Source organism: Paenibacillus agaridevorans (assembly GCF_018604145.1).
GTDB classification, from domain to species: Bacteria; Bacillota; Bacilli; order Paenibacillales; family Paenibacillaceae; genus Pristimantibacillus; species Pristimantibacillus agaridevorans.
Genome location: NZ_CP075889.1, coordinates 3,675,001 through 3,701,070 on the forward strand (window position 1 = coordinate 3,675,001; position 26,070 = coordinate 3,701,070).

The following is a 26,070-nucleotide window of genomic DNA, read 5'->3' on the forward strand; positions in this document are numbered from 1 at the left end:
CTGCGCGATCTATTACGACAAACGTCAGCTCGCCTTGCTTGAAGAAGGACAATTCTGGCTGTCGGAGACACCCGGGCTACCTTCCGGGAAAGCTTGGGACGCCGATTATCCCCGATTCTGCACCTGGGCTCGGCTGGAATCCGTTCATCATTCCGGAAATCAGCTTTATCTCTTTAATACCCACTTCGACCATATCGGCGAGATGGCCCGCGCCCGAAGCGCACAGCTGATTCTGGACAAGATCGTTGACATCATCCAACCTTCCGAAGCCCCTTGCATCCTGACCGGCGATTTGAATTGTCACCCCAATGATGCCGCTATCCGCTTGTTGGCCGAACAATTAACCGACGCTTATGGCGCCATTACCGAACCCTTAGGACGGACCTTCCACGCATTCGAGGGGGGGACCCCGGGCGAGCCGATCGATTATATTTTTACAAGCCCTAATGTGACGGTAGAGGAGACCAGCATCATAAGAAGCAAAATAAACGGTCGATATCCTTCCGACCATTACCCTGTCGTCGCGAAGCTCTCATTCTAATTCATTAGCGAATGCACCCCATTAACAAGGAGGCTCCATTTTTATGAGCAGTACGAACTTACCACATCAAAGCGAGGAGCTCGAACGACTTCGCGCTTTGTTGCCGGGCTGGGTGAAAACAAGCAAAACGATGTGCCAGGCCGGCAAAGTGGCCTCCTATATCCCGGAGCTGTCCAAAGCTCCGGCGGATGCGCTTGGCATTCATGTCATCGACTTTTCCGGCAATTCCGTAACTGCTGGCGATTGCGGACTGTCCTTTACGATGCAAAGCATATCCAAAGTATTTACCCTGCTGCTTGCCTTGATCGACCGGGGTCCGGAGATCGTATTCGACAAGGTGGGGATGGAGCCGACGGGCGACAACTTTAATTCCATGCTGAAGCTCGAGCTGGTACAGCCGAGCATTCCTTTTAATCCGCTTATTAACGCTGGAGCGATTGCCATATCGTCTCTGATCGGGGGTGACGGTCCCGAAGAGAAGTCCGAACGCGTTCTGCGGTTTTTCCGTCGGTTAGCTGGCAACCCGGAACTTGCCTACGATCTCGACGTCTACCGCTCGGAGGCGCTCAGTGCCGATCTAAATCGCTCCATGGCCTATTTCCTCAAAGATAAAGGCGTCTTGAAGGGAAAGGTCGACGACGTCCTCGACGTTTACTTCCGCCATTGCTCCATAGCCGTTACCTGCAGCGATCTGTCCCGAATGGCGCTAGTGCTTGCGAACGACGGAACGGACCCCCTGTCCGGCGAGGTGCTGATCCCTCGCAGATACGTCCAGATCGCCAAAACCTTCATGGTGACTTGCGGCATGTACAACGCCTCCGGACAATTCGCGATCGAGGTGGGCCTGCCAGCCAAGAGCGGCGTCGCCGGCGGCATTTTAACCCTCGTTCCGGGTCGATACGGCATTGGCATCGTCGGGCCATCGTTAAATCCGAAGGGCAACAGCATCGCGGGCGTCCATCTGCTGGAGACCCTATCCCAGTCCCTTGACTGGAGCCTTTTCTAGAATAAAAAACCTCTCGCCCAAACAAATCGGGGTGAGAGGTTTTTTGCATTATTCTTCGAAGATGGCGTATACCTTCCAGGAGCCGTCTTCGGTTTTTTTCATGTAATAATGGCCATCGCTTGATACGGTCTCCGCCTGTTGCTGTCCATCGTATGCATATTTGAACAACCAGGAGCCGCCCGTCGACTTTACGATGGCATAACGGTCGGAGGCGGATACCAGCTCGATGCTGCGTTCCCCCGTCTCCTCGACGCTGATGGCAATGCCGTCGCCGACGAGTTCCTTCATTCCCTCAATATATTGCTCCAGCGAGGTGAGCTGGAATGCCGTATATTGTTTCCCCAGCAAGGACGACAGTCCCTCCAGTTCACCTTGATTAATGGCTGCAAGCTCCGCTTCGTCCGCAGTCAGAATAACGGATTTGAGCTGCTCGAAGCTTGGCAGATCGCCGTCCTGCTGATTTAAAGCCCTCTGAAGCATGACGACGGCCTCCGCTCGCTTCGCATGTTGAAAGGGCTTGAATTCAAGCTCCGTTATGCCGTTTACGATGCCTGCCCGGCTCGCTGATGCAATGGCATCGGCTGCGAAATAATCGCTGGCGGGAACGTCCTCAAATGGCGCAGCCTCCGATTCCGCTCCATCCTCTGTCTCCATCACGTCCGGGAAAGCGCGAACGACCATTGCCGCAATTTCGCCGCGTTCAATGAGCTGATCCGGTTTAAATTCAGTCGTTGTTATGCCGTTTACGATGCCCAGCGAGCTCGCGATTTGCACAGAATCGGCGTACCACTCCTCCGACGGAACATCCTGGAAAGCAGCCTGCGCTTTATCGCTCTTTAGTCCCAGCGAGCGTACGAGCAGCGTTACGAATTCCGCCCGGGTGATGCTCTGCTCCGGCCTGATCTCTACCTCGCCTTCGTCCGTGCGATATCCTTTTAGAAGATCGGCCACGACGAAGTTGTCGAGCTCCCGGTAAGCCCAATGGTTTTCTATATCGACGGGAAAATACATTTCAAGGGTATGCTCTGGAGCCGCGCTTGCAGCCGCAGGCAATATCGATGCAGCAATAAGCATCCCTGCCGCCAAAGCGACTGTGCCTTGCTTCATTGATTTTTTCATAACGAAGTCCTCCTTCAACTGCAGGATTGTTGATTCCTTAATTGCGAGTTCAAAAAGTTCGGTTTTCAGCACCGAGAAGATGGAATGAAAGTAGAAACTGAGGAGCGGAGCGTAGTGGAAGCTACGTGAGCATCGGAAGTTTCGCTTGCGTTCCATATTCGATGTCGAGTATGCTTCTTGGCATACTTCGTGATCAAAAGCGGACTTTTTGAACAACCTCTAAAGAAGGATATCAGAATCCGCAAGGCAGGACTACAGGGAAATACAGGTCGTTTATTCCGAATAGAACACTTTGAAAATAATATCCTGATTGTAATTGCCAAAGCCGCTTCCGAATAAAGTAACGCCGCCTACATGCTCGGCATCCGGCTGAACGCCGATACGGAACGTCCATTGGTTCCGATGCAGGGCGATCTCTCCCAGCGTCACGTTCGACATTCGCTGCCCGTCGATGTACGTCCCGTCCTCCTGTATCCGAATCAGCTTTAGCAGTCCGTATTGATTGACGGACTCAGGCCACCAGCTGGGCGAGAACTTCCCTCGTTTGTTCCCATAGTCGCCAGGGCTCGTCCATGTGCCAAGCTCGCATGTATTCAGTTGGAAGCTAATATCGGAAGGCCAATGCTCATTGACGCCCGGCGCCTCGGAGCCGATCTCGAGCATAATCTCAAGTGCCTCCGGCTGTTGGGAGGTCAGCAAATAATTCGGTATTTTGTATTCCACAAAGCCATGTCCGAACCATAAGATGCCCGCGTTCATTCGTTCGGGATCCAGGAAGTATCTTGGATCGTCGAATTGGCCGATAAAGTTCTCTTTCGTGGCGATGCCGCATGTCGGATGAATGTCGCATTCCGTATAATGGCCGATCGGAATCATGGTCTCATGCGATTTCATCGCTTGATCACGCTTGTGCGGGAGCTCGATTCGTATGTTTTGCTCCGCCAGCTCGCACATCTTGTGGGTGCCGCCATCCTTGCGCACCATGCGCGTATGCAATAATCCGGCAGCCTCGAGCTTCCGGATGTGCATCGTGACAATGGCGCTGCTCAGGCCAAGCGCAGCGGCTATATCTTTGACGTTCATGGCCTCCGCCGAAAGCAAATTCAATATCGCAAGCCGCACTTCGGAAGCCAGCGCTTCGTATAACGGCAGCCACTTCGCATCCGTATTCGCCTGTATCATCTATCCAATCCCATCCTTCCGCTTGCTACTATCATACAACAAAAGAGGACGGATAAGCAGCATCCCGGCTCCTTCTCCGTCCCCGTGAGAGTCGTCATTCAATTAGGATTGCAGTTTCAGGCGAATAACGTTCCATGACGCTTTGTTCAAAATGCTCTCCAGCTTGCCGCTCGCGTCCATTGTCGACCGTCCATCGGCATGGGGCTGCACTTGGTCAGGACGATGCTCCGTATTCGTCGCAAGCAGATCGTCGTTCTCGAGGACGATGTGCTCTACGATCGATGCCGCGCCGAAGCTTCTCAGATCGATTTCGAACGGAATCGCTTCCTCCAGCGAGCGGTTTACGGCGAACACAGTCACTTCGCTCTTTTCTTCGTTGTAGACGGCGACGGATTCTACGTACGGCACATCCGTGAAGTCTGCGCTGTCATACTTCGGCGATTGAATGAGCGGCACAAGCACTTGACCGCGTCCAAACACGCTTGCATGCATGTAAGGATAATAGATCGTCTGCTTCCATGCGGGACCGCCATTACGCGTCATAATAGGCGCGATGACGTTGACGAGCTGCGCCATGCAGGCCATCTTGACGCGATCCGCGCGCTTTAACAGGCTGATCAGCATACAACCGACAACAAGCGCGTCTTCGTGCGTGTAGACATCCTCGAGCTGCGGCGGAGCGATCGACCATGGGTCCAGCTTTCTGTCGTGATCGTGAGAATGGAACCATACATTCCATTCGTCGAAGGAGAGATGAATCTTTTTCTTGCTCCGCTTCTTCGCTTGCACGTAGTCGGCCGTAGAAATGACCGTATGGATGAACTGGTCCATGCCGACGGACTGGGCCAGGAAGTTTTTCGCGTCGCCCTTCTGATTGCCGAAATATTGATGGATCGATAAATAATCGACTGTATCGTAAGCGAGATCCAGTACCGTAGCTTCCCATTCCGGGAACGTCGACATCGTCCGGCTGGAGCTTCCGCAAGCGACCAGCTCGATGCCTGAATCGACAAGCTTCATCGTCTTGCCCGCTTCGTTGGCGAGACGTCCGTATTCTACCGCCGTCTTGCTGCCGATCTGCCAAGGTCCGTCCATCTCGTTGCCCAGACACCAGGTCTTTACGGCATGCGGCGTTTCATATCCGTGCGAACGTCTCAGATCGCTCCAGTAAGAACCCGATGCATGGTTGGAGTATTCCACCAGATTGCGGGCATCGTCGATGCCGCGCGTCCCGAGGTTGACCGCCATCATGGCTTCCGTACCCGCCTTGCCGCACCAGTCCATGAATTCGTTGAAGCCGATCCAGTTCGGCTCGATCGTCCTCCATGCCAGCTCCAGCCGTCTAGGACGATCCGCTACGGGACCGACTCCGTCTTCCCAATTGTAGCCTGATACGAAATTGCCCCCCGGATAACGGACGATAGGCACCTGCAGTCCCTTCACCAGCTCAAGCACGTCCTTCCGGAAGCCCTGCTCGTCCGCGTCGGGATGTCCCTCTTCATATATGCCCCCGTATACGGCTCTGCCCAAGTGCTCAATAAACGAACCGTATATCCGATCGTCTACCTGTCCGATTATAAAGTCTTTGTCCACTATCATCTTCGCCCGTTGAGTCATACCTGTTCCCTCTCCTTCGTTCAAGTTCAAGTTCAAGTGAGTTGATAGCTCTATTAAACTACATCATATGAATTAATTCAACAGCTAATTTTAACTATTATGAATTCATATTTTAATTAATCCATTTGAAAGATAATTGCACGTTCTCCTCGCAAAAAAACCATCAACCTTATGGTCAATGGTTCTAGGCGTAGCGGCGGAACCGCTTCAACCGATGATATGATAGCCGGCATCGACGTGAAGAACTTCGCCGGTAACCGCTCTGGACAATGGACTGAGCAAAAACAGAGTGGCATCGCCAACCTCGTCCTGATCGATATTCCGTCTGAGCGGAGCCTTCTGCTGGATCGTCGACATTATATCGTTGAAGCCCGATACCCCCTTGGCTGCGAGCGTTCGAATCGGTCCCGCGGATACCGCGTTCACGCGAATGCCGAATTGACCCAGATCCTCTGCCAAGTAGCGAACGCTGGCTTCCAGCGACGCTTTGGCCACGCCCATGACATTGTAATTGCGCACGACCCGTTCTGCTCCAATATAGGATTGAGTCACGATGCTGCCTCCTTCGCTCATCCACTTCCTCGCTTCGCGGGCCACGGCAACGAGCGAATATGCGCTGGCGTCCTGGGCAAGAAGGAAACCTTCGCGAGACGTATTGGCATATTCCCCCTTTAACTCATCCTTGTCCGCGAATGCAATAGAATGCGCGACTCCATGGATGATCCCAACGCGCGCCCCTATTGCGTCGAAGGCAGCCTGTATGCTGGCGTCCTCCGAAATATCGCAGCTTACGGTCATAAGCGGCTCAATGCCCTCCTCCTCCAGCAGCTGGGACAGCTTCTGAAAGGAACGTTCCTTCCGGTAGGTAAAGATGAGGCTCGCTCCTGCTTTATAAAGCGATCTGGCGATGCCCCATGCGATGCTTCTTTCGTTCGCTACGCCCATAACGACTATATTTTTGCCCGTCATCCAATTGCTCAATGCGATCACCTCGGATAAGTTATATGCTTGAAATTAGCACCTGGACTTAGTACCAGATACCAATTTATAAATATTGAACTTATCTTATCAATCTTTAACGTTTGGTGTCAATCCGCACTTTGTCAACAAACCGGAGGAGGAAGGTGATAGAATAGGTGCATCCATTCATTATTAACAGCTGAGGAGATTGCTCATGAAGATTCATCCGATTACCATTCTGCGCACGACGGGCCTGCTCGACGGAATATCGCTGCTCTTGCTGCTTGCCGTTGCCATGCCATTAAAATATGTATGGGGACATGACGAAGCCGTGACCGTCATGGGTAGCGTGCATGGCGGCATATTCGTCTTGTACGGACTCTCTATTTTGTATGCCGCCCTGAAAGTGAGATGGAGCTTGTTATGGCCGCTTGCCGCATTCGCCGCTGCCTTCGTTCCGCTCGGCAACTTTGTATTGGACTGGCAGCTCAAAAAAGCTCAGTCGAAATATGCCGTGGGATCGATCAACGTTACGCTGCTCGTATACAGCATCGTGTTCTTCTCATTCTTCGACTTGTTTGCGCAGTTGCCCGTCATGAGTACGTTCGCCACTTCGGTAGGGGCCAGCGCCTTCGTAGCCGGATTCGTCATCGGCTTGTATTCCTTGTCCAATACGATCGGCAACATTCTGTCCGGCTTTTTGACGGACAAGCTCGGCCCCTTCCGAATGCTCATGGTCGGCTTGCTCTTGTCCAGCGGGGCGCTGCTGCTCTACCATATCGTCGACAGTCCTGCTTTGCTCATCGCCGTCCGCATTATACACGGCTTCGTCGCCGGTTTGATCGTCCCTGCCGCCTTTACCTTTTCCGCCAACACGACGGCTGGCAACGAACAAGGCAAGAAGGTCGCTATTACCGGCACCTTCGTCGGCTTGGCGGCCATTGTCGGCCCCGCTTTCAGCGGGATTACGGCAAGCAAGACGTCCGTGCCGTTCGTGTTTGCTTGCGTCGCGGCGCTTGGCCTGCTGCTTACCGTGCTATCCGCGCTGTTCCTCAACCATTTAAAGTCGGCGCCGAACAAACAAAGCGATGGCGCTCTAACGCGGCAAGCAAGACCGTTTATTAACGCAGGTATCGCGAAGGCTTATGCCGGCGCCTTCTTCCTCATGTTTTCTCAAGGCGTAATCGCCTACCTGCTGCCGCTCCATGTCCAATCGCTGGGGTACGACTCAAGGTTAAGCGGAACGCTGATGAGCGTGTTCGGCATCGTTGCCGTACTCGTGTTTGTCCTGCCGACCAATCGAATCTTCGACCGGGTCCCTCCTGCCGTTACGATGGCTGTCGGAGTGGGACTGATGGGCGTCAGCCAACTGCTCATCGGACCATCCTCTTCTTCGCTTGCCCTGTATGGCGTTATGTCATTGTACGGCATTGGTTTCGGTTTCTTGTTCCCGTCCATTAACACGATGCTGATCCGCTCGACGCCGTCCGGACGAAGAGGAAGAGCCTACGGCTACTTCTACGCCTTTTTCTCGCTCGGCGTCGTGGCGGGCTCCTCTACGCTAGGATGGTTGTCCCTGGGCATACAGCAAGGGTTTTTGCTGACCGGATTTATTTTATTGGCGGTAGCCGTTATATCAGCCGTTGGCAAACGGAGCGAGCAGGCGCTCGGTTCCTAGAATCGCTTCATAACTTCTCCCCCGTCCACATAAGTATGGTATGAACCGTATTTCGGAATCCGGAGGGATATTTCATGAAACAAGAGGAGATTCGCGAGCTCGAACGAGCCATCGATGAAATAACGGAGATCGCCCAAGGTTTCGGTCTCGATTTTTATCAGATGAGGTACGAGATTTGTCCGGCCGACATCATCTATACTTTCGGAGCGTACGGCATGCCAACCCGCTTTAGCCACTGGAGCTTCGGCAAAACTTTTAACAAGATGAAGATGCAATACGATTTTGGCCTTAGCAAAATATACGAGCTCGTCATTAACTCCAATCCTTGTTATGCCTTCCTGTTGGACGGCAACTCTCTCATCCAGAACAAGCTGATCGTCGCCCACGTGCTGGCGCACTGCGATTTCTTCAAGAACAACGCCAGATTCGGAGTCTCCAACCGCAACATGGTCGAAAGCATGTCCGCCACGGCCGATCGGATCCATCAATACGAGATGCAATACGGCTCGGAAGCGGTGGAGAAATTTATCGACGCGATCCTCGCGATTCAAGAGCATGTCGACCCAACCCTTATCAAGCCCTATCAACTGGACAAAAAAAGGTACATCGAGATGAGCAATAAGGAGTTGGAATCCTCCACTGCCAAAGCTTCCGCTTCCGCAAGCGGGGGATCCTTCGACGATCTGTGGGACCTCGATACGGAAGCAGTCGCGGCTGCAGCGGCGGAGGCTGAAGCGAGAGCCCTGGAGGCAAAGCGGTTCCCTCCGCGGCCGGAGAAGGACATCGTCTGGTTCATCGAAGAATATTCGACCGTTCTGGAGGATTGGCAGCGCGATATTCTGACCATGCTGAGGGACGAGATGCTGTACTTCTGGCCCCAGCTCGAGACAAAGATCATGAATGAAGGCTGGGCTTCCTACTGGCATCAACGCATCATCCGCGAGATGGATCTGACAAGCGAGGAGACGATCGAATTCGCCAAGCTTAATTCTTCCGTCGTCGTACCGTCCCGCCATAGCCTGAATCCGTATTATCTCGGCCTAAAAATATTCGAGGACATCGAGCGCCGTTGGGATAATCCAACGAAAGAGGAACAAGAGCGGTTCGGCCGCGTGCCCGGCAGGGGAAGGGAGAAGATGTTCGAGGTGCGCGAGCTCGACTCCGACATCTCCTTTCTGCGCAATTACTTGACCAAGGAACTGGTCGATGAGCTGGACCTGTATATTTTTGAGAAGAAGGGGCCGGAGTGGAAAATTACGGATAAATCCTGGGAAAACATCCGCGAACAGCTCGTTTACTCCAAGGTGAACGGCGGTTTCCCCTCCCTTATGGTGAAAGACGGCGACTTCAACCGCGTCGGAGAATTATACCTCACTCATCAGTACGAGGGGACGGAGCTGGATCTCAAATACGTGGAGCGCACGCTTCCTTACGTCGTGCAGCTGTGGGGCAAAAACGTTCACTTGGAGACGTTTGTGGAGGATAAAAAAATCGTGTTTAGTTGCGACGGAAAAAAAACGAGCCGAAAATTCGTTTAATGCGAAAGGAGCAGTCTCGCGGGTCGGCAATCGACCTTTGAGGCGGCTCCTTTTATTTGCTTTGCCGTCTATTGAACCTCGACCGGCTTTTTTTTCGTAACGTGAAGATCGCCGGTATATAGATGGACGAACACTTCGTTAATGCCCGTACGGGTAAATGTGTAGTCTGTCTTAAAAGTGTTGTCTCCGGCAAACTCGGCATCAACGATTTCGGTCTCATCGCCGACGCGGATCTCGAAGGAAACGGTCGCCGACTTATCCAGCTCGATGCCCGTGAATTGTCCGGCCAGCTTTACTGCTTCGTTCCCTTTGGCAGGCGCCGGATCCGTCGTGACCGCAACGTCCACCGAGGCGGGATCGACGGAAGAAGCCGAGCCTCCCGAAGAGCATGCGGTCAGCGCCGCAAACAGCACGAGAGCCAGCAGTACAGGAGTAATTCTAGAGATGGGATTCGATGTCATCATGCACCAGCTTTCCAAATTGAAGTTCTGCTCCTATCTTACCATCATCGCCGGCAGCTTCGCATGCCTCCTACGGGCTATAGCTATGAACAACGAGTGAACATTGTCCGAATCGCCGCATTATGCCATGTATAAGCAAGGTCCGACCGCAAATACTTCCCATGGCAGAAGTGCTCCAATCGCGGGATAGCGACAGCGACTTTCGCCCAAGCTACTCATGAACCAATACTCCCATTTAGAAAGGATGTTTACGTTCATGAAGAAAGCAGGCCTGTTCGCAGCATTATTGACATGTTTCACATTGGCTTTCGCGGCGCCGACCGCGGATGCCAATCGCTACGAGGGTATCGAGCCAAGCGGTAACGCCAATATGAACGCCACTCGCTACAATGGCACAGAAACGATCGGGGAAGAAATGCGGGAAGGCTACAACAACATGAAGACTGGCATGCAGCGTGCGACGAACCGGGTTGAATACGACGTCGAACGCGCCGCTAACAGCGTGGGGAACGGCATGAATCGCGCCATGAACCGTGCCGAGACGGACGTGAACCGTGCAACCAATCGAGTCGAGAACGGCGTCCGCACCTATGATACACGAACTGATCATGGAACGGTCAACAATCGTTACCGTGCCATGAACACAACGAACAACGGCTACCGCGCTACCGCGACGACAACAACCAATCGCGGCTGGAGCTGGGGCTGGTTAGGTCTGCTGGGCTTGTTTGGCCTTGCCGGCATGAGAAGCCGGGATCGGGAACGCGATCGGGCGTAATGACGAAACGAAAAGCCTCCATAACCGCGCAGCCGCGGTTATAGAGGCTTTCTTCCTTCATAATGCGTGCTTGTTACCGCTTGATGTGCTGCGGCTTAATCATCGTTCGGGCGATCTCGTCGGCGATTGCGGAAATTTCGTCGTTCATCGCAATCGACTGCATCCCGTATTGGCCGCCGTTTCGATTCGCGCTTCTCACCCGTTCCACCAGCGATTCATCCGAGGTCACATAATAATCGTATTCCGGATATTGCCACAACAGCTGGGACATCACCTGCTTTTCGACGATACGGCGCTTGCCGGAATCGTCCACCGATAAGCCGACCACAACTGTGTCGCCATTTAACGCGACGATTGCTCCCTCGACACCCGGCACCTGCTCGGCGATCCGCGTCAATTGTTCGCTCCCAACCCTTGCCGTACCGTTCTGCGATCGTAAACCAAGCGGACCTATTCCTTTCGTTGCTTCCGGGCTCCTGGCCCCATAGCCGTCCCTCCGCTCCGGCGCCGTATCCCCGCAGCCGCTTTGCAGAGCGAGAATACCGAATAGAAGCAAGACGTACATCCCGTTTCTCCAAGGCATCATGGATTCATCCACCTCCGTCGTATGCTCTTAACATTCGCAGAGAGGGATGGAAATTATACATGACTTTCCTTACATCCAAAACGGCTGTTTCTAATCCGCCCTAAGACTTTTTAAATCCTGCGTAACTTTATCAACCATATGAACGAAGGAAGCAAGCTCCTCCGACAACGCCGCCTGATTGCGCGCTTGCTCCGAGGTCTGCTCCGACTCCCGCCGGACCTCTTTCAGCTTCTTGTCGATTTCCTCCAGCTTCTGCCCAATCCCCTCCATAGCGTTACGGGATGAAGCAGCCAGCTTGCGAACCTCGTTCGCAACGACTTCGAATCCGCGTCCGTGCTCGCCGGCCCGCGCCGCTTCGATCGCAGCATTTAGACCAAGCAGATGTGTCTGATCCGACAAGCCGCGGATTAGAATCCCCATCTCGCTAATGCCGTCAAGCTCGCCACGCAGCTCCTCAAGCAAAATATGCGATTTATCTTGAGATTGCGAAGTCGATATCGCGGTCGTCGCAATTTGATTCGCGCCTTCGTCGAGCTCTGTTATCAATGATGCCAGCTCCTGCACGGCTCCCGTAACTGTCGTTAGCATGGAGGCACGGTCGTCTGCAAGATCCTGGATTTTGACCTGCTCGTGCATATTGTAGGCTTCGAGTACGAATTGCGAATCCAGATTGAACATCTTGGTCATTGCGAACACAATCTGCTGCCACCGATCTGGCAAAGCTTGTCTCAACACATCGGTCGCGATATCCAGATAAATCATGTAAGTACCTAAATACCAGTCCGTCGTAAGTCCAATTCGCGAGTGCACGGCTCCGATCCGGATCCGATTTTCAATGTAAGCGTCGTCAACCCCGCCGTCGGCAAGCGACAGCCAATAAACGCGTTGCGTTTCTTTTAATCTATCTACAGTGCTGACCCTTTCGATTATGGCAACCAGTTCCGGCTCTTTCCCAATCCTGTCGTAGAAGCGGTCGACGACTTGCTTGACGACTTCCTCGAAGATTGGCCGACAGCCCTTCAACAATTGCAGATCCAACTCCGTAATTCCGGTAAAATCCAATTGTTTGCGACGTACAGCATTTACTTGTATCAATATACACGGCTCCTCTAATGTAATGCGATCACTCCTATTATATCGGCATCCGACAAATTTCTGTAGAGAATATTTGAGATTAAGTTCAACTTTCTTGACGACGGACAGCCTCTACCCTCGCTTATGGAGAAGGTAAAGGCTGCGTATAGGAATATTAAATCGGAGGACTACTTATCGATTCAACAGGCTTCCCACATAGCGCAAGAGCTCATTCGCGCAGACCGGGCAATAGGAATGTTCGTCGATAAGCCGCTTCGATACCTCGTTAATGCGCTTAAGCTGGCTTTCATCCGGCGTTTTGGTCGATGTCGTAATCTTTACAATATCCTTCAGATCGGTAAACAGCTTCTTCTCCACCGCTTCGCGGAGACGTTCGTGACTTGTAAAGTCAAACTTCCTTCCCTTTCGGGAATAGGATGAGATACGAATAAGAATTTCCTCGCGGAACGCCTTCTTCGCGTTCTCCGATACGCCGATTTGCTCCTCGATGGAACGCATGAGACGTTCGTCGGGATCAAGCTCCTCTCCCGTAAGGGGATCCTTGATCTTCGCCCAATTGCAATAAGCTTCGATATTGTCGAGATAATTCTCGAACAAGGTACGGGCGGATTCCTCGAACGAATAGACAAACGCTTTCTGAATCTCCTTCTTGGCGAGACCGTCGTATTCCTTGCGCGCGATGGAGATAAAGTTTAAGTAACGCTCGCGTTCTTCCTTCGTTATGGATGGATGCTGATCCAGTCCTTCCTTTAAGGCGCGCAGCACGTCGAGCGCGTTAATGCACTGCATATCCTGCTTGATCAAGGCACTCGATATCCGGTTGATGACATAGCGGGGATCGATGCCCGACATGCCTTCTTCGGCATACTCGTTTTGCATTTCCTTCAAATCCGCTTCCTTAAAACCCTCGACCTCCTGGCCGTCGTACATCCGCATCTTTTTGACGATATCCATTCCCTGCTTCTTCGTTTCCTTCAGCCGCGTCATAATGGAGAAGATCGCGGCCGATTTCAGAGCGTGGGGCGCGATGTGGATATGTTTCATGTCGCTCTGCGAGATCAGCTTGTCGTAAATCTTTTCTTCCTCCGACACCTTGAGATTGTAAGGAATCGGCATGACGATCATCCGGGATTGCAGCGCTTCGTTTTTCTTATTGCTGATAAACGCCTTGTACTCCGATTCGTTCGTATGAGCGATGATAAGCTCGTCGGCGCTGATGAGCGCGAAGCGGCCGGCTTTGAAGTTGCCTTCCTGGGTTAGGGAGAGCAGGTTCCACAGAAACTTCTCATCGCATTTCAGCATCTCCTGGAACTCCATCAGGCCCCGGTTCGCTTTGTTAAGCTCGCCGTCGAAACGGTAGGCCCGCGGATCGGATTCCGACCCGTACTCCGTTATGGTGGAGAAGTCGATGCTGCCCGTAAGGTCCGCGATATCCTGCGATTTGGGATCCGACGGGCTAAATGTACCTATACCGACCCGGTTGTCTTCCGATATAAAGACGCGTTCCACCATAACGTTTTCGATATGTCCGCTGTATTCCGTCTGGAGCCTCATTTGGCAGGACGGGCATAGATTGCCTTCGATCCTTACGCCAAGCTCCTTCTCGATCTCCTGCCTCAGCTCCTGGGGAATGAGATGAAGCGGATCCTCGTGCATCGGACATCCTTTAATCGCATAGACGGCGCCACGCTGCGTTCGCGAGTAACGTTCCAGACCTTTTTTAAGCATGGTCACGATCGTCGACTTGCCGCCGCTGACCGGTCCCATCAAGAGAAGAATCCGCTTGCGTACATCCAGCCTCCTTGCGGCAGAATGGAAGTACTCCTCCACCAGCTTCTCTACCGCTCGGTCCAGACCGAATATTTCCTGTTCAAAAAATTTATAAGTCTTGCGCCCTCCAGCTTCCTCGACCCCGTACGATTCGATCATTTCATACACGCGCGAATGCGCGGTCATTGCCGGGGAGGGATCCTGCCTGAGAAGTTCAACGTATTCTTTGAAGCTCCCAGTCCATGCCAGCCTCTCGCTCTCCGCCTGGTATTCGGATATTCGTTTGAAAATGTCCATGCCGTGTCTCCTCCCATCGCTTCCAATCTCCGCTATTCCTTCTCCGCTCGGGAAACATTTCCGCGCCAGCCGCCTTGTAGTCCAACATTTTGTGAAGTATTAAATACCTATGCTTATTTCACCTGGAAATTGACCATTATTTTGTTTGCCGCTCCGCAAATAATCGACAAGTTGCCGCAAGCCCCTGTTATAATAAGGAGATACGCAGATGCCGGAGCCTACCGGAAGGAGTTGGGTAATAATGGCAGTTATAAAGGAAGAGGAATTGTATCCTCCTATTAAACGTTATTACGAAGCGAGAGGATATACGGTGAAAAGCGAGGTGATGCATTGCGACCTGGTCGCCATTCATCCCGAGCGCGACGACACTGTCATCGTCGAAATGAAAAAGACGTTCAACCTCGCCTTGCTTCTGCAAGGGGTTGAACGTCTTCGGCTCCATGCCGACGTCGTGCTGGCCGTAGAACGCAATCGCAAAAAAAGCGGCGCCGTCAATCAACGATTCGGCGACTTGACGGAGCTGTGCCGGATGCTTGGTCTCGGTCTGATGACCGTCACTTTCTATAAGACAAAAGCTCCCGTCATTGAAATGTTATGCGATCCTGGCGATCCTCCTGTTCGAGGCGCAAGGCATCGCAAGCGGGATCGGCTGCTCACCGAATTCAGGGAACGCAGCGGCGACTACAACGTTGGCGGTTCCACAGGCCGCAAGCTTGTGACTGCCTACCGCGAGAAAGCTCTGCGCTGCGCATACGTACTGCAAGCGCGAGGTCCGTCGGCGCCTAAGACCGTAGCCGCCGCGACCGGCTTCAGCCGCAGCGGCCAGCTCATGCGCGAGAATCATTACGGCTGGTTCCGCAAGATCGATCGCGGCGTATACGCCTTGCAGCCGCAAGGGGCGGAAGCGCTGACGCATTATGGCGACGTGCTGTCGCGCTGGATCGCCGAGACTAGCTTCGAACCGTGAATTCCCCGATCGCCTCGACCAGGCGTTCTACCCCTTGAACCGTCCGGGCTCCCTTGTTATGCGTGAAATTCAGCCGCGCCGTATTGCGCTTCGGCTCGCCGGCATAGAAGGAGATGCCCGGCACAAACGCCACGCCTTTCCCTACCGCGCATCGCAGCAGAGCCTCGGCATCCATTCCCTCCGGCAGATCTACCCACAGGAACATGCCGCCCTTCGGTTTTACCCATGTCAGATCAGACAACCCGCTCTGCTCCAACAACGAGTGCATTTCCAGCATACGATCGCCGTATTCCTTAGAGATCAGCGCGATGTGCGCGTCGAGATCAAAGCTTCTTAGCAGTTGACTTAGGATTTGCTGATCCATCGTGCTGGAATGCAGATCTGCCGCTTGTTTCGCTTTGGCCATCATCCTGATAACCCGGCTGTCGCCGATTGCCCAGCCCGTCCGAAGCGCCGGTGCTACCGTCTTGGAGAAGGTGCTCGTATAGATAACGGGATTGTTCTCTGCCGGACCTGCGATGGAGAACAACGAAGGATAGTTCTCCTCGGACTTGAACTTGATGTCGCCATAAGGATCGTCTTCAATAACGAGAAGGCCGTATTGCTTGCATAACGCAACCATGCGCTTGCGGCGCTCCTCGCTCCAAACTTTGCCTGTAGGATTGCTGAATGTAGGAACAGCATACAGCAGCTTGGGTCCGTACTGCTTGATCAATGCTTCAGCCGCCTCGGGGATGATGCCTTCCTCGTCGGAATCGGCAGCGACGACCTGGAGACCATGCAGAGCGAACACCTGCAGGCTGGCGAGATAGGTCGGTTTCTCTACTAAAACGATATCTCCCGGTTCCGTCAGTACGCCGATCAACAAATCGATGGCCTGCTGGGATCCCGTCGTCAAAATCATTTCGTCAGGCGTAGCCGCCATGCCTTTGGCTGCCATACGGCCGCACAGCTGCTCGCGCAGCGGAAGGAAACCTTCCGTTAGTCCGTACTGAAGCGCCCCCGTTCCTGCCGTAAATACGCGATCAGCAGCTTCTCGAACGGCTTGTACGGGGAACAACTCTTCTGCCGGAAGCCCGCCCGCGAATGAAATCATATCTTTCCCTTGAGTCAGCTTCAGAATGTCGCGAACGGCAGATGATTTTAAGTTCGCTACATTTGTCGAAAATCGGTAATCCATCGGTTGTGCCCCTCTCCTGCATCTTTCGATAATTTTCTACATTACATTACTCATATCCTCTATGTTAACAATGTGTTCACAACTTTTAAAGTTTTCTTTTTCTCCACACTTGGTTATAATATCTATAGTTAACTGGAGGTGTCGATGGAATGCTTGGATTGAACTTTTGGATCGTTATCACCGTGTTCGTGTTGTTTATAGCCGCAATCTTGACGAGCTCATACAACGACGACAAAACCAGCGGGCTATAATGCGCTTTTTTTCCGCAAGTACGAATGAAGCTTCTGAACCAAGATCACTTGGCGCAGAAGCTTCATTTCGTTTGCGGGCATCGGCCGGCAAACTTGCCGTTAGCGGCTATCGCTTGAGAAAGCCCATCTCTCCCATGCATCCTCCGCAAACGTATCTTTCTTTAAACTCTTGAACTTCGTTCATGGAACCGCAGAACACGCATTTTGGGCGGTACCGCTCCAGAATGATGTGATCTCCTTGAACGAATATTTCCACCGGATCGCCTTCGTTCATCAGATACCGCTTGCGCAACGACTTCGGAAGAACGATGCGTCCAAGCTGATCTACTTTCCTTACCACTCCTGCTGGTTTCATCAGTTTCACCTCTTTATGCCTGAATTTATAGTTTTGCGAAACTTTTGCGGACCACCACAATTAATTAATACGTTCGCTAGTTGTAGAGATTCGACGACAGAAACAAATTTCCTTCCCCGCAAATTAAGTTGGAATTTTCGAAAAATTAATCCAAACCAATGAAATTGTTTTGTCGCAAAGCTTCATATATGACAATTGCAACTGAATTTGACAAATTTAGGGATCTCACATGATCGGTCCTCATCGGCATCTTCATGCAAGTTTCCAGGTTTTCGTCGATCAATGATTGAGGCAGGCCTTTCGTTTCCTTGCCGAACACAAAGAAGTCGCCATCCTGGTATTCGAAGTCCGTATAATATCGGGTGGCACGCGTGCTCGCGAAAAAGAAACGTCCTTCGGGATACAGCTCTCTAACCTCCTGGAAGGAATCATGGTACATAATTTGTACGGAATGCCAGTAATCAAGCCCCGCGCGCTTTAGCGTTCTGTCGTCCGTATCGAAGCCCAGCGGCCTGACCAGATGGAGGATCGTGCCCGTCGCCGCGCAGGTCCGTGATATATTGCCCGTATTCGCGGGAATTTCCGGTTCAACCAACACAATGTGAAATGCCATATGAATTGTTGCTCCCGTCTTCATGCTAGGGCGTGTCTGAGAACTCTGAGGAGAGCAAATTTTGCCGAATTTTCGTTCCATGCAAGGCGCGTTTGTGAAGGCGTACCGGGGGTACGTCAAGCAAACGGAACGAAGCAGGGGGCGAAAAGGCGGTGAAAGGTGCCACTGAACGGGTTTTCAGACACGCCCTAATCTGGTTAATTTAACATTCGCTTAACGTACCGTTAATCTTAAGCGAAATGTCGTCTCCCATAATGGTACTATAATTGGTGGCAAAGGAGACAAATTGATGCGAAAAAAAGTATTGGTCGTAGATGACGAACCATCTATCTCCATGTTGATCGAGTTCAACTTAAAACTTGCCGGCTATGACGTCAGATGCGTCGGCGACGGAGAGGCGGTATTCGATTTGCTCAAGCCTTTCCGCCCTGATCTGATCGTATTGGATCTTATGCTGCCCAAGATGGACGGCATTCAGGTATGCAGAGAGCTTCGCAAGCAAAATAACGCCGTACCGATCATCATGTTAACCGCTCTGCAGGACGTCACTGACAAAATCGCAGGCCTCGACAACGGAGCCGATGATTATATGACCAAGCCATTTAGCCCCCAGGAGCTCATCTCCCGGATCGGAGCCTTGTTCCGCCGTTTGCAGACGCTGCCTGGAGCAACGGAAGAAACCATCTATTCCATCGGCAGACTCCATGTCCTTGCCGATCAACGCGAAGTGATGCTGGACGGCAAGCCGATCGAGCTGACGCCCAAGGAATTCGAGCTGCTGCTGTTCCTCTGCAAGCACAAGGGGAAAGTGCTCAGTCGTCAACAGCTTCTGCACGGCGTATGGGATTACCACTTCCTCGGCGATACTCGTATCGTGGACGTCCATATCAGCCATCTGCGGGACAAAATCGAGAAAAACGCAAGAACGCCGGAATACATTACGACCGTCCGCAACGTCGGCTACAAGCTCAACGGCCCTGCCATTACCGAAACCTCTTCGCTGGCCTGAACCATGTACCGCATACGCGCCGAGACAAGGAAGCGCCCTCTCCTCGAACATTCGAGGGAGGGCGTTTTTTGAACTCGAACTTACAGTTCTTAACCGTTGCGCTTCTGGAAGTCGGCCATGAACTGAGCCAGCGCCTGGCAGCTTTCCAGCGGTACGGCATTATAAGTCGAAGCACGCAGACCGCCAACATCGCGATGCCCCTTAAGTCCAACGAAACCTTCCGCTTCCGATTGCTTAACGAACAGCTTCTCCAGCTCCTCGCTGCCCAAACGGAACGTAATGTTCATGAACGAACGGCTTCCCGTCTGAGCCGCGCCGCGATAGAAACCGCCGCTTTGGTCGATCGCGTCGTAGATCAGCTTTGTTTTGTCGCGGTTGTATTGCTCCAGTTGGCCAACTCCGCCCATGCCTTTAATCCAATTCAGCACAAGACCTACCATATAAACGGAGAAGGATGGCGGCGTATTGTAGAGCGAGCTTGCCTTGGCATGCGTATTGTATCTGAACATGGCAGGAATATCCTTTGGACTTTGTTCAACGAGATCGTCGCGAATGATGACAACTGTTACGCCCGATGGTCCCAGATTCTTTTGAGCGCCTGCATAGATGACGCCGAATTTGCTGACATCAATCGGTCTGCTCAGGATGTCGCTCGACATATCCGCAATCAGCGGGATATCGCCCGTATCGGAAAATTCATGGAATTGCACGCCGCCGATCGTTTCGTTCGAGGTCAAGTGCAAATAGGAAGCATCACTCGGAACGACAATTTCCGACAAGCTTGGCATTCTCATGTATTTGTCGGATTCCGTCGAAGCCGCGACGACCGTCTCGCCAATAAGCTGCGCTTCCTTCATGGCCTTGTCCGCCCATGCGCCCGTCTTCACATATGCAGCAGGACGCCCAGCCTTCAGAAGGTTCATCGGCAGCATCGCGAATTGCGTGCTTGCGCCGCCTTGCAGGAAGAGCACCTGGTAATTGTCCGGAATGCCGATCAATTCCTTCAACAGTGCCTGCGCTTCGTTGTTGACACCCTCGAACAGCGCGCTCCGGTGGGACATCTCCATAATCGACATTCCCGCGCCTTGGTAGTCAACGAATTGCTCTGCAGCTTGCTGCAACACTTCCAGCGGAATTGCCGCCGGCCCTGCATTAAAGTTAAATGCTCTTGCCATCTTTCTCTCCACCCTTCAGCTTTGTACACGATATGGCTATAATAGCAAGTTTGAACCGCTCCTTCAAGTAAAAATGTCATGAACGAACTCCAAAGTCGAACAAAAACAATAAAAACTTCAAATATTATTCGGATTTGCACAAAACCTAACACCAAAAAACGAGCCCGCTCGGGCTCGTTTTTGGTGTTGCGAATATTAGCAGCCGAAGTACAGGCTGTACTCGTGTGGGTGAACGCGAATAGATACAGCTTTTGCTTCTGCGCGTTTTAATGCAACGTAGTTGTCGATGAAGTCTTGGGAGAATACGCCGCTTTCTGTCAGGAAGCCGGAATCGGCTTCAAGCGCGTCAAGCGCTTCGTCCAATGTGCCTGGAACGCTGCGGATTTCTTTTTTCTCTTCTTCTGGCAGATCGTAAATATTTTTGTCGAATGGTCCGTAGCCCAAAGCAACCGGGTCAAGGCCTTTTTTGATGCCGTCCAAACCGGCAAGCAGCATAGCCGCAAACGCGAGGTATGGATTGGCCGTGGAGTCCGGCGTACGGAACTCGATACGGCAGCCTTTAGGCGTTACTGCAGCAATCGGGATACGAACGGCCGCGGAACGGTTTCCTTTGGAGAATACCAGGTTAACCGGCGCTTCATAACCAGGAACCAGACGTTTGAAGGAGTTTGTGCTCGGGTTCGTAATTGCGATCAGAGCCGGAGCGTGGTACAAAACACCTGCGATGTAGCTCATAGCGAGCTTGCTCAGGTTTGCATATTCTTTGTTGTCGTAGAACAGCGGCTCGTCGCCGTTAAAGATCGACGTATGAACGTGCATGCCGCTGCCGTTGTCGCCGAACAGCGGTTTCGGCATGAATGTTGCCACTTTGCCCCACTGGCGGGCTACGTTGTGAACGATATATTTGTATTTCATCAGGTTGTCTGCTGTTTTGGTCAGCGTATCGAAGCGGAAGTTGATCTCGGCTTGGCCGGCAGTAGCAACTTCGTGGTGATGACGCTCAACGCGAAGACCCGTTTCTTGCATCAGGCGAACCATCTCGCTGCGGATATCTTGCTGGGAGTCCACTGGAGCGACAGGAACGTAACCGCCTTTAACAGGGATCTTGAAGCCCAGGTTGCCGCCCTCTTCTTTGCGTGCCGTGTTCCAAGCCCCTTCCTCGGAATCAACAGAGAAGAAGGAAGTGTTCATCGAGCTTTCGTAACGTACATCGTCGAAGATAAAAAATTCGGATTCAGGCGCGAAGAATGCTGTTGTACCGATACCCGTTGTTTGAAGGTATTCTTCAGCTTTCTGAGCGATACTGCGCGGATCGCGCTCATAACGCTTGCCGTCTGGAGTGTAGATATCGCACATTACATTCAAAGTTGGATGGCTGGTGAATGGATCAACAAATACGGATTCCGGGTCAGGCATCATAACCATATCGGATTCTTCGATACCGCGAAAACCAGGGATCGAGGAACCGTCGAAAGCTACGCCGTTTACGAACGTATCTGCGTCCACCTCTGTAGAAGGCAACGTAATATGATGCGCGCCACCGGCAAGGCTGATAAAGCGGAAATCGACAAACTGGATGTTATTTTCTTTAATTTGATCCAAAACCTTTTGAACTGACATCTAAACTTCCTCCATTTCCGAACATTAACTTGTGTTTTAAAGACGAACGTTCAACAATCGCTCCAAACCATGTCGTAATTATAAAACTACCTTTTCTCTCCGTCAATACTTATGTCAGGTATTTTTTATCGCAATGTGAGGAATACTCACAAGTTTAAATTTCTGTTCACAAAACGGCTTTTAAATGCAAAAAAAGAACGCATGGCCATCTCTGCCATACGTTCCGAATCCTTCTATTTGATCCATTCTACAAAAGCGTCTGCGGGAGCTTTATCCGTTGCGAACTCTTTGCCCACAAGGGGAGCCAGTTGCTCCAGCTCCTTTAACAGCTTCGCGAATTGATCCGGGAACAGCGACTGAACGCCATCGCCCGTCATGGAGTTATCGGGATCCGTGTGCATCTCGATAATAAGACCGTTCGCTCCCGCGGCAACGGAGGCTTTGGACATCGGCTCTACCAATTCGCGTCGGCCCGTGCCGTGGCTCGGGTCGGAAATGACGGGAAGATGGCTAAGCGATTGCAAGACAGGGATTGCGGACAGATCCAGCGTGTTGCGGGTATATGTTTCAAACGTTCGGATTCCCCGCTCGCACAACATGACGTTAGGATTGCCGCCGGCAAGAATGTATTCCGCCGCGTTCAGGAACTCGTCGTACGTGGAGCTGAAGCCCCGCTTGAGCAGCACCGGCGTCTGAATCGTGCCCAGCTTGCGAAGCAGATCGAAGTTTTGCATATTGCGCGTGCCAACCTGCAGGATGTCGGCGTATTCTGCGCAGATGTCCACGTATTCCGGCGTCATGACCTCTGTAATCGTCAGAAGACCGTGTTTCTTGCCCGCCTCAGCCATCATGATGAGCCCTTCTACGCCAACGCCCTGGAAGCTGTATGGCCCTGTTCTGGGCTTGAAGGCGCCGCCGCGCAGTACTTGGCCGCCTGCGGCCTTGACCAATCTTGCGATCTCGTCGATCTGCTCCGGCGACTCCACCGCGCACGGACCGCCCATAATGACAAGATTGCTGCCGCCGATCTTGACGCCTTTTATATCGATGACCGTATCGTCCGGATGGAAATCACGGCTAGCCAGCTTATAAGACTTGGAAATTTTGATGACGTTCTCTACGCCCTGCATGGAGCGCAGATGCTCTGCAAGCGTAGGCATCGCATTGCCGATGATTCCGATAACCGTACGATCCGTCCCTTTGGATACATGAGCTTGAACGCCTGTATTCTCGATATAACGAACGATCTCACCAATTCTTTCGTCCGATACGCTGTTCCTAGTAATAACTATCATCGCCATCTCTCCTTTTGTATGGTAGTTCAAAAAGTCCGCTTCCCATCACGAAGAATCTCGAGAAGCATATTCGGCATCGAATATTGAATCCAACCGAAATTTCCGGTGCTCACGTAGCGCTGCTACGCTCCGCTCCTCAATTTCTAGTTGTATCCAATCTTCTCGGTGCTGAAAACCGGATTTTTGAACCTCATTTTAATTTTAAACCATCTAGAAACCAACTTTTCGCTTTCGCACTTAAAAGCTTTTAGGCTTTTAAGCTTTTATGCTTTTAATCGCTAAAGTAAATATACAGGATGGGACGACGTTTCGTCAACCCCTGTCGTAAATCTTATTTGTGCAAAGAAAGCGGCAAGCGACACCGTAGTGCCCTCGCCGCCTCTCCCTCATCCCGTTATTTCGCCACTGTAGCGGATTCGGAGCTGCCGCCGCTTTCGTTACTCGACTTGACGCGCACGTTCGGAAGCAGCTTGTTCATATTCACCGTCCGGTTGATCTCCCATGTGGATGGATCGCGATAATCGAACTGCTCCAGATAAACGATCACTTCCTTCGTAATCGGAGTTGGCGTGGACGCTCCCGAAGTAACGGCTACTCGATCCAGGCCGTCCAGCCACTCGCGCTTGATCTCGCTGACGTCGGATACGCGATAGGCCTTGACTCCCGCAATCTCCTCCGACACTTGCGCAAGGCGGTTGGAGTTGTTGCTGCGCGGATCGCCGACGACGATACAAAGCTGGGCTTCGCCCGCCTGTCCGGCCACCGCTTCCTGCCGAACCTGAGTAGCAAGGCAAATCTCGTTATGAATCTCTGCATGGGGATACTTCTCCTGCAGCCTCTTCATAATATGGCGAATATCCCATTGCGACATCGTCGTCTGGTTCGTAATAATGACTTTTCCTGCGGGCACAGCCAACGATTCGATCTCCTCTTCGCGCTCGATGAGATGGACGAGGTCCGGCGCGACGCCGATGGCGCCCTCCGGCTCGGGATGGCCCTTCTTGCCGATATAAATAATATGATAACCTTCCGCCGTCTTCGCGCGAATCAGATCATGGGTCCTGGTTACGTCGGGACATGTCGCGTCCACTAAGGTCAGACCTTTCGCTCTCGCACGCTCGCGTACTTCGGGAGAGACCCCGTGCGCCGTAAAGATGACGGTTCCTTCCTCGATCTGCTCCAATATTTCCAGTCGGTTCGCGCCGTCTAGGGTGATGACGCCCTCCCGCTCGAATGCTTCCGTTACATGCGCATTATGCACGATCATGCCAAGAATATAGATGGGTCTAGGCATCTCCAAATTTTTGACCGTCTGCAAGGCGATGACCATCGCGTCGACGACGCCGTAACAATAGCCGCGAGGCGAGATTTTCACAATTTCCATGCTGCACCTGCTTTCTGCGGACCCCTCTGGCCAACCGCGCTCTAGTTTCTGAGGCTAATCCTCGTCAAGGTCCGTTCCCTCCATTATAGACGAATCAGACCTTGGGGAAAAGTCTATCGGCAGCCAAATGATAAACGTTGTGCCGGCCTGCTCCAAAGTAGTGACTTCAACAGATCCGCCATGCTCGTCGAGAATCCATTTGGCGATCGACAGACCCAGGCCCGTGCCTACCGTCACCCCGCGAGATTCGTCCGCGCGATAGAAACGATCGAAGATATGCGGTATCTCATCCGGATTCATCCCGATGCCGGTATCGCGAACCATCCAGCCCACATGCCCTTCTCTACGAACCGAGCTCAGCTCCACATGGCCGGACGGCGTATACTTAAACGCATTTTCGATAAATATAAACAGCAGCTGCTGCACATAATCGTGATTTCCGTATACGGCGACATGATCCAACTTCGACAGATCGCCGACCTTCCACTCCGCATGGCGGGGCAAGAGCACTGCACGGCGAGCGACATCCTCGGTCAGTGACCTCAACTGCAGCTGTTCCTTCTCCATGACATAACCGGCATCCGCTCTCGCAAGCGCGAGCAGATCATTAACGAGCGTGCTCATGCGCTTTGTCTCCGCAGAGATGTCCGATATGGCTTCGGTGGAGATGCCGAAGTGCTCCGACGAGAGCGGCAGTGCAGAAGCTGCCGCGGCTCCGCTGCCGTTCTCCAGCTTCGCCTGGCTCCACATCTTCTCCAGCAGGTCGATATTGCCGCGAATCGTCGTCAGCGGTGTCCGCAGCTCATGCGACGCATCGGATACGAACCGGCGCTGCACCTTATAGGCATCGTCAAGCTCGTTGTAAGCCCGCTCCAGACGGGATAACATTTTATTAAGCGTATCCACCAGCGTTCCGATCTCATCCTGAGGACCGCCTTCCGGTATTCGGACGCTTAGGTCGGAGCCCTTCTCGATCTGGCGAGTGGCCGTAATGACTCTTTCGATCGGTCGCAGCGCCTGTCTGGCGATAAGCAGACCTACGGTGAAAGCGATCAGCACGACGGCGACGGACAGGAAGATCAGTATCGTGCGCAGCCCGCTCATTTGTTTGTCTTCGTTGAAGGTGAACGTACCTACTTGGAATATTCCGATCAGTTTCCCTTTGTAGGGAATCGCCTTTTGATACGTAATCATTTTATATTTTTCCTTGCCGATCGTGACGTTTTTCGTAAAAAAACCGTCTACGGGGTTCGACTGCGCATCGGGATAAGGAATAATGAGATCGTCCAGTTGCATGAGGTTTCGAGATCTGGTAATGTAACCATCCTCGTAATTATTTAGTTGAAGGTACATCTGTTTCTCTTGAATGCTGGCAAGCTGCGACCTGGACTCCCAATTCAAATCAATGGATCGCAACTGGCCGTTCTGAGTGATCAAAGTGAAGCCCAGACTGTCGCTAGTCGATTTCAACTGATTTTTCACGTCCGCGTAAGTATTCCAATTCATGAAGACATACAGGCTGATCCCGAACACAAGCAGCGTCGCCGCCAGAAGCCCCGAATACCATAATGTCAGGCGAAGCCGAATGGACAT

The 26,070-nt window shown here is 52.4% G+C and carries 23 protein-coding genes (1 of these 23 only partly in view); 7 read left to right on the forward strand and 16 right to left on the reverse strand.

Annotated elements, in window-relative coordinates; translation table 11 throughout:
- Together KJW29_RS15570 and glsA are read left to right on the forward strand one after the other, a co-directional pair.
- Nucleotides 1-541 carry the 3' portion of an endonuclease/exonuclease/phosphatase family protein gene (locus tag KJW29_RS15570; protein WP_214630471.1) on the forward strand. The gene continues 242 nt to the left of window position 1, outside the view, so only the last 541 of its 783 coding nucleotides appear in the window; its start codon lies beyond the left edge, outside the window; the stop codon is at nucleotides 539-541.
- Between the two features lie 43 nt (nucleotides 542-584).
- Nucleotides 585-1,547 (forward strand): glutaminase A, encoded by a 963-nt coding sequence (gene glsA, locus KJW29_RS15575; protein ID WP_108991800.1) that lies wholly within the window; start codon nucleotides 585-587, stop codon nucleotides 1,545-1,547.
- A gap of 48 nt (nucleotides 1,548-1,595) precedes the next feature.
- Here glsA and KJW29_RS15580 read toward each other — a convergent pair whose 3' ends face one another.
- The 4 genes from KJW29_RS15580 to fabI all read right to left on the reverse strand — a co-directional run bounded on the left by KJW29_RS15580 (nucleotide 1,596) and on the right by fabI (nucleotide 6,434).
- On the reverse strand, nucleotides 1,596-2,666 hold the full coding sequence (locus KJW29_RS15580) for an S-layer homology domain-containing protein (protein ID WP_214630472.1): 1,071 nt from the start codon (nucleotides 2,664-2,666) through the stop codon (nucleotides 1,596-1,598).
- Between the two features lie 273 nt (nucleotides 2,667-2,939).
- A complete protein-coding gene (locus tag KJW29_RS15585) occupies nucleotides 2,940-3,848 on the reverse strand; it encodes an ArsR/SmtB family transcription factor (RefSeq protein WP_214630473.1) in 909 nt (302 codons plus the stop codon).
- Nucleotides 3,849-3,950: 102 nt separating this feature from the next.
- Nucleotides 3,951-5,465 (reverse strand): arabinosylfuranosidase ArfA, encoded by a 1,515-nt coding sequence (gene arfA / locus KJW29_RS15590; RefSeq protein ID WP_214630474.1) that lies wholly within the window; start codon nucleotides 5,463-5,465, stop codon nucleotides 3,951-3,953.
- A gap of 207 nt (nucleotides 5,466-5,672) precedes the next feature.
- A complete protein-coding gene (gene fabI, locus KJW29_RS15595; protein ID WP_181376455.1) occupies nucleotides 5,673-6,434 on the reverse strand; it encodes an enoyl-ACP reductase FabI in 762 nt (253 codons plus the stop codon).
- A gap of 205 nt (nucleotides 6,435-6,639) precedes the next feature.
- Here fabI and KJW29_RS15600 point away from each other — a divergent pair, with 205 nt between their 5' ends.
- Together KJW29_RS15600 and KJW29_RS15605 are read left to right on the forward strand one after the other, a co-directional pair.
- Complete coding sequence (locus KJW29_RS15600; protein ID WP_214630475.1) at nucleotides 6,640-8,103, forward strand: MFS transporter; 1,464 nt, start codon at nucleotides 6,640-6,642, stop codon at nucleotides 8,101-8,103.
- A 74-nt stretch (nucleotides 8,104-8,177) separates the two neighbouring features.
- Nucleotides 8,178-9,641 (forward strand): SpoVR family protein, encoded by a 1,464-nt coding sequence (locus KJW29_RS15605; protein ID WP_214630476.1) that lies wholly within the window; start codon nucleotides 8,178-8,180, stop codon nucleotides 9,639-9,641.
- A 68-nt stretch (nucleotides 9,642-9,709) separates the two neighbouring features.
- On the opposite strand, the gene KJW29_RS15610 is transcribed toward KJW29_RS15605, so the two are convergent.
- Nucleotides 9,710-10,105 carry a hypothetical protein gene (locus tag KJW29_RS15610; protein WP_143810447.1) on the reverse strand — a complete coding sequence of 132 codons (396 nt, stop codon included), beginning with the start codon at nucleotides 10,103-10,105 and terminating at the stop codon, nucleotides 9,710-9,712.
- A 253-nt stretch (nucleotides 10,106-10,358) separates the two neighbouring features.
- Here KJW29_RS15610 and KJW29_RS15615 point away from each other — a divergent pair, with 253 nt between their 5' ends.
- Complete coding sequence (locus tag KJW29_RS15615; RefSeq protein ID WP_246608736.1) at nucleotides 10,359-10,880, forward strand: WGxxGxxG-CTERM domain-containing protein; 522 nt, start codon at nucleotides 10,359-10,361, stop codon at nucleotides 10,878-10,880.
- 73 nt (nucleotides 10,881-10,953) lie between these two features.
- Here the strand turns inward: KJW29_RS15615 and KJW29_RS15620 are convergent, their stop codons facing one another.
- The 3 genes from KJW29_RS15620 to KJW29_RS15630 all read right to left on the reverse strand — a co-directional run bounded on the left by KJW29_RS15620 (nucleotide 10,954) and on the right by KJW29_RS15630 (nucleotide 14,628).
- Entirely contained in the window at nucleotides 10,954-11,466 is a 513-nt protein-coding gene (locus KJW29_RS15620; RefSeq protein WP_214630477.1) for a YhcN/YlaJ family sporulation lipoprotein, read from the reverse strand.
- 90 nt (nucleotides 11,467-11,556) lie between these two features.
- Nucleotides 11,557-12,561 carry a globin-coupled sensor protein gene (locus KJW29_RS15625; protein ID WP_214630478.1) on the reverse strand — a complete coding sequence of 335 codons (1,005 nt, stop codon included), beginning with the start codon at nucleotides 12,559-12,561 and terminating at the stop codon, nucleotides 11,557-11,559.
- Between the two features lie 171 nt (nucleotides 12,562-12,732).
- A complete protein-coding gene (locus KJW29_RS15630; protein ID WP_214630479.1) occupies nucleotides 12,733-14,628 on the reverse strand; it encodes a PrkA family serine protein kinase in 1,896 nt (631 codons plus the stop codon).
- Nucleotides 14,629-14,869: 241 nt separating this feature from the next.
- Between KJW29_RS15630 and KJW29_RS15635 the strand changes: the two genes are divergently transcribed.
- Entirely contained in the window at nucleotides 14,870-15,595 is a 726-nt protein-coding gene (locus KJW29_RS15635; protein ID WP_214630480.1) for a DUF2161 domain-containing phosphodiesterase, read from the forward strand.
- On the opposite strand, the gene KJW29_RS15640 is transcribed toward KJW29_RS15635, so the two are convergent.
- From KJW29_RS15640 to trmL, 3 genes are all read right to left on the reverse strand, one after another.
- Nucleotides 15,579-16,775: an aminotransferase-like domain-containing protein gene (locus tag KJW29_RS15640; protein ID WP_214630481.1), complete on the reverse strand. Its 1,197-nt coding sequence runs from the start codon at nucleotides 16,773-16,775 to the stop codon at nucleotides 15,579-15,581. The genes KJW29_RS15635 and KJW29_RS15640 overlap by 17 nt on opposite strands.
- A gap of 357 nt (nucleotides 16,776-17,132) precedes the next feature.
- Complete coding sequence (locus tag KJW29_RS15645) at nucleotides 17,133-17,381, reverse strand: AbrB/MazE/SpoVT family DNA-binding domain-containing protein (protein WP_179215969.1); 249 nt, start codon at nucleotides 17,379-17,381, stop codon at nucleotides 17,133-17,135.
- Nucleotides 17,382-17,526: 145 nt separating this feature from the next.
- Nucleotides 17,527-17,994: a tRNA (uridine(34)/cytosine(34)/5-carboxymethylaminomethyluridine(34)-2'-O)-methyltransferase TrmL gene (trmL, locus tag KJW29_RS15650; protein ID WP_214630482.1), complete on the reverse strand. Its 468-nt coding sequence runs from the start codon at nucleotides 17,992-17,994 to the stop codon at nucleotides 17,527-17,529.
- A gap of 289 nt (nucleotides 17,995-18,283) precedes the next feature.
- On the opposite strand from trmL, the gene KJW29_RS15655 reads away from it, so the two are divergent.
- Entirely contained in the window at nucleotides 18,284-19,003 is a 720-nt protein-coding gene (locus KJW29_RS15655; RefSeq protein WP_214630483.1) for a response regulator transcription factor, read from the forward strand.
- An 89-nt stretch (nucleotides 19,004-19,092) separates the two neighbouring features.
- Here KJW29_RS15655 and serC read toward each other — a convergent pair whose 3' ends face one another.
- From serC to KJW29_RS15680, 5 genes are all read right to left on the reverse strand, one after another.
- The gene (gene serC, locus KJW29_RS15660; RefSeq protein WP_214630484.1) at nucleotides 19,093-20,178 is read right to left on the reverse strand and encodes a 3-phosphoserine/phosphohydroxythreonine transaminase; all 1,086 of its coding nucleotides are present in this window, start codon (nucleotides 20,176-20,178) and stop codon (nucleotides 19,093-19,095) included.
- A 195-nt stretch (nucleotides 20,179-20,373) separates the two neighbouring features.
- Nucleotides 20,374-21,798: a type I glutamate--ammonia ligase gene (gene glnA, locus KJW29_RS15665; protein ID WP_214630485.1), complete on the reverse strand. Its 1,425-nt coding sequence runs from the start codon at nucleotides 21,796-21,798 to the stop codon at nucleotides 20,374-20,376.
- Nucleotides 21,799-22,031: 233 nt separating this feature from the next.
- Nucleotides 22,032-23,093: a 3-deoxy-7-phosphoheptulonate synthase gene (gene aroF / locus KJW29_RS15670; RefSeq protein WP_087572415.1), complete on the reverse strand. Its 1,062-nt coding sequence runs from the start codon at nucleotides 23,091-23,093 to the stop codon at nucleotides 22,032-22,034.
- Nucleotides 23,094-23,487: 394 nt separating this feature from the next.
- Entirely contained in the window at nucleotides 23,488-24,477 is a 990-nt protein-coding gene (locus KJW29_RS15675; protein ID WP_214630486.1) for a 4-hydroxy-3-methylbut-2-enyl diphosphate reductase, read from the reverse strand.
- Nucleotides 24,478-24,531: 54 nt separating this feature from the next.
- Nucleotides 24,532-26,070: a sensor histidine kinase gene (locus KJW29_RS15680; protein WP_214630487.1), complete on the reverse strand. Its 1,539-nt coding sequence runs from the start codon at nucleotides 26,068-26,070 to the stop codon at nucleotides 24,532-24,534.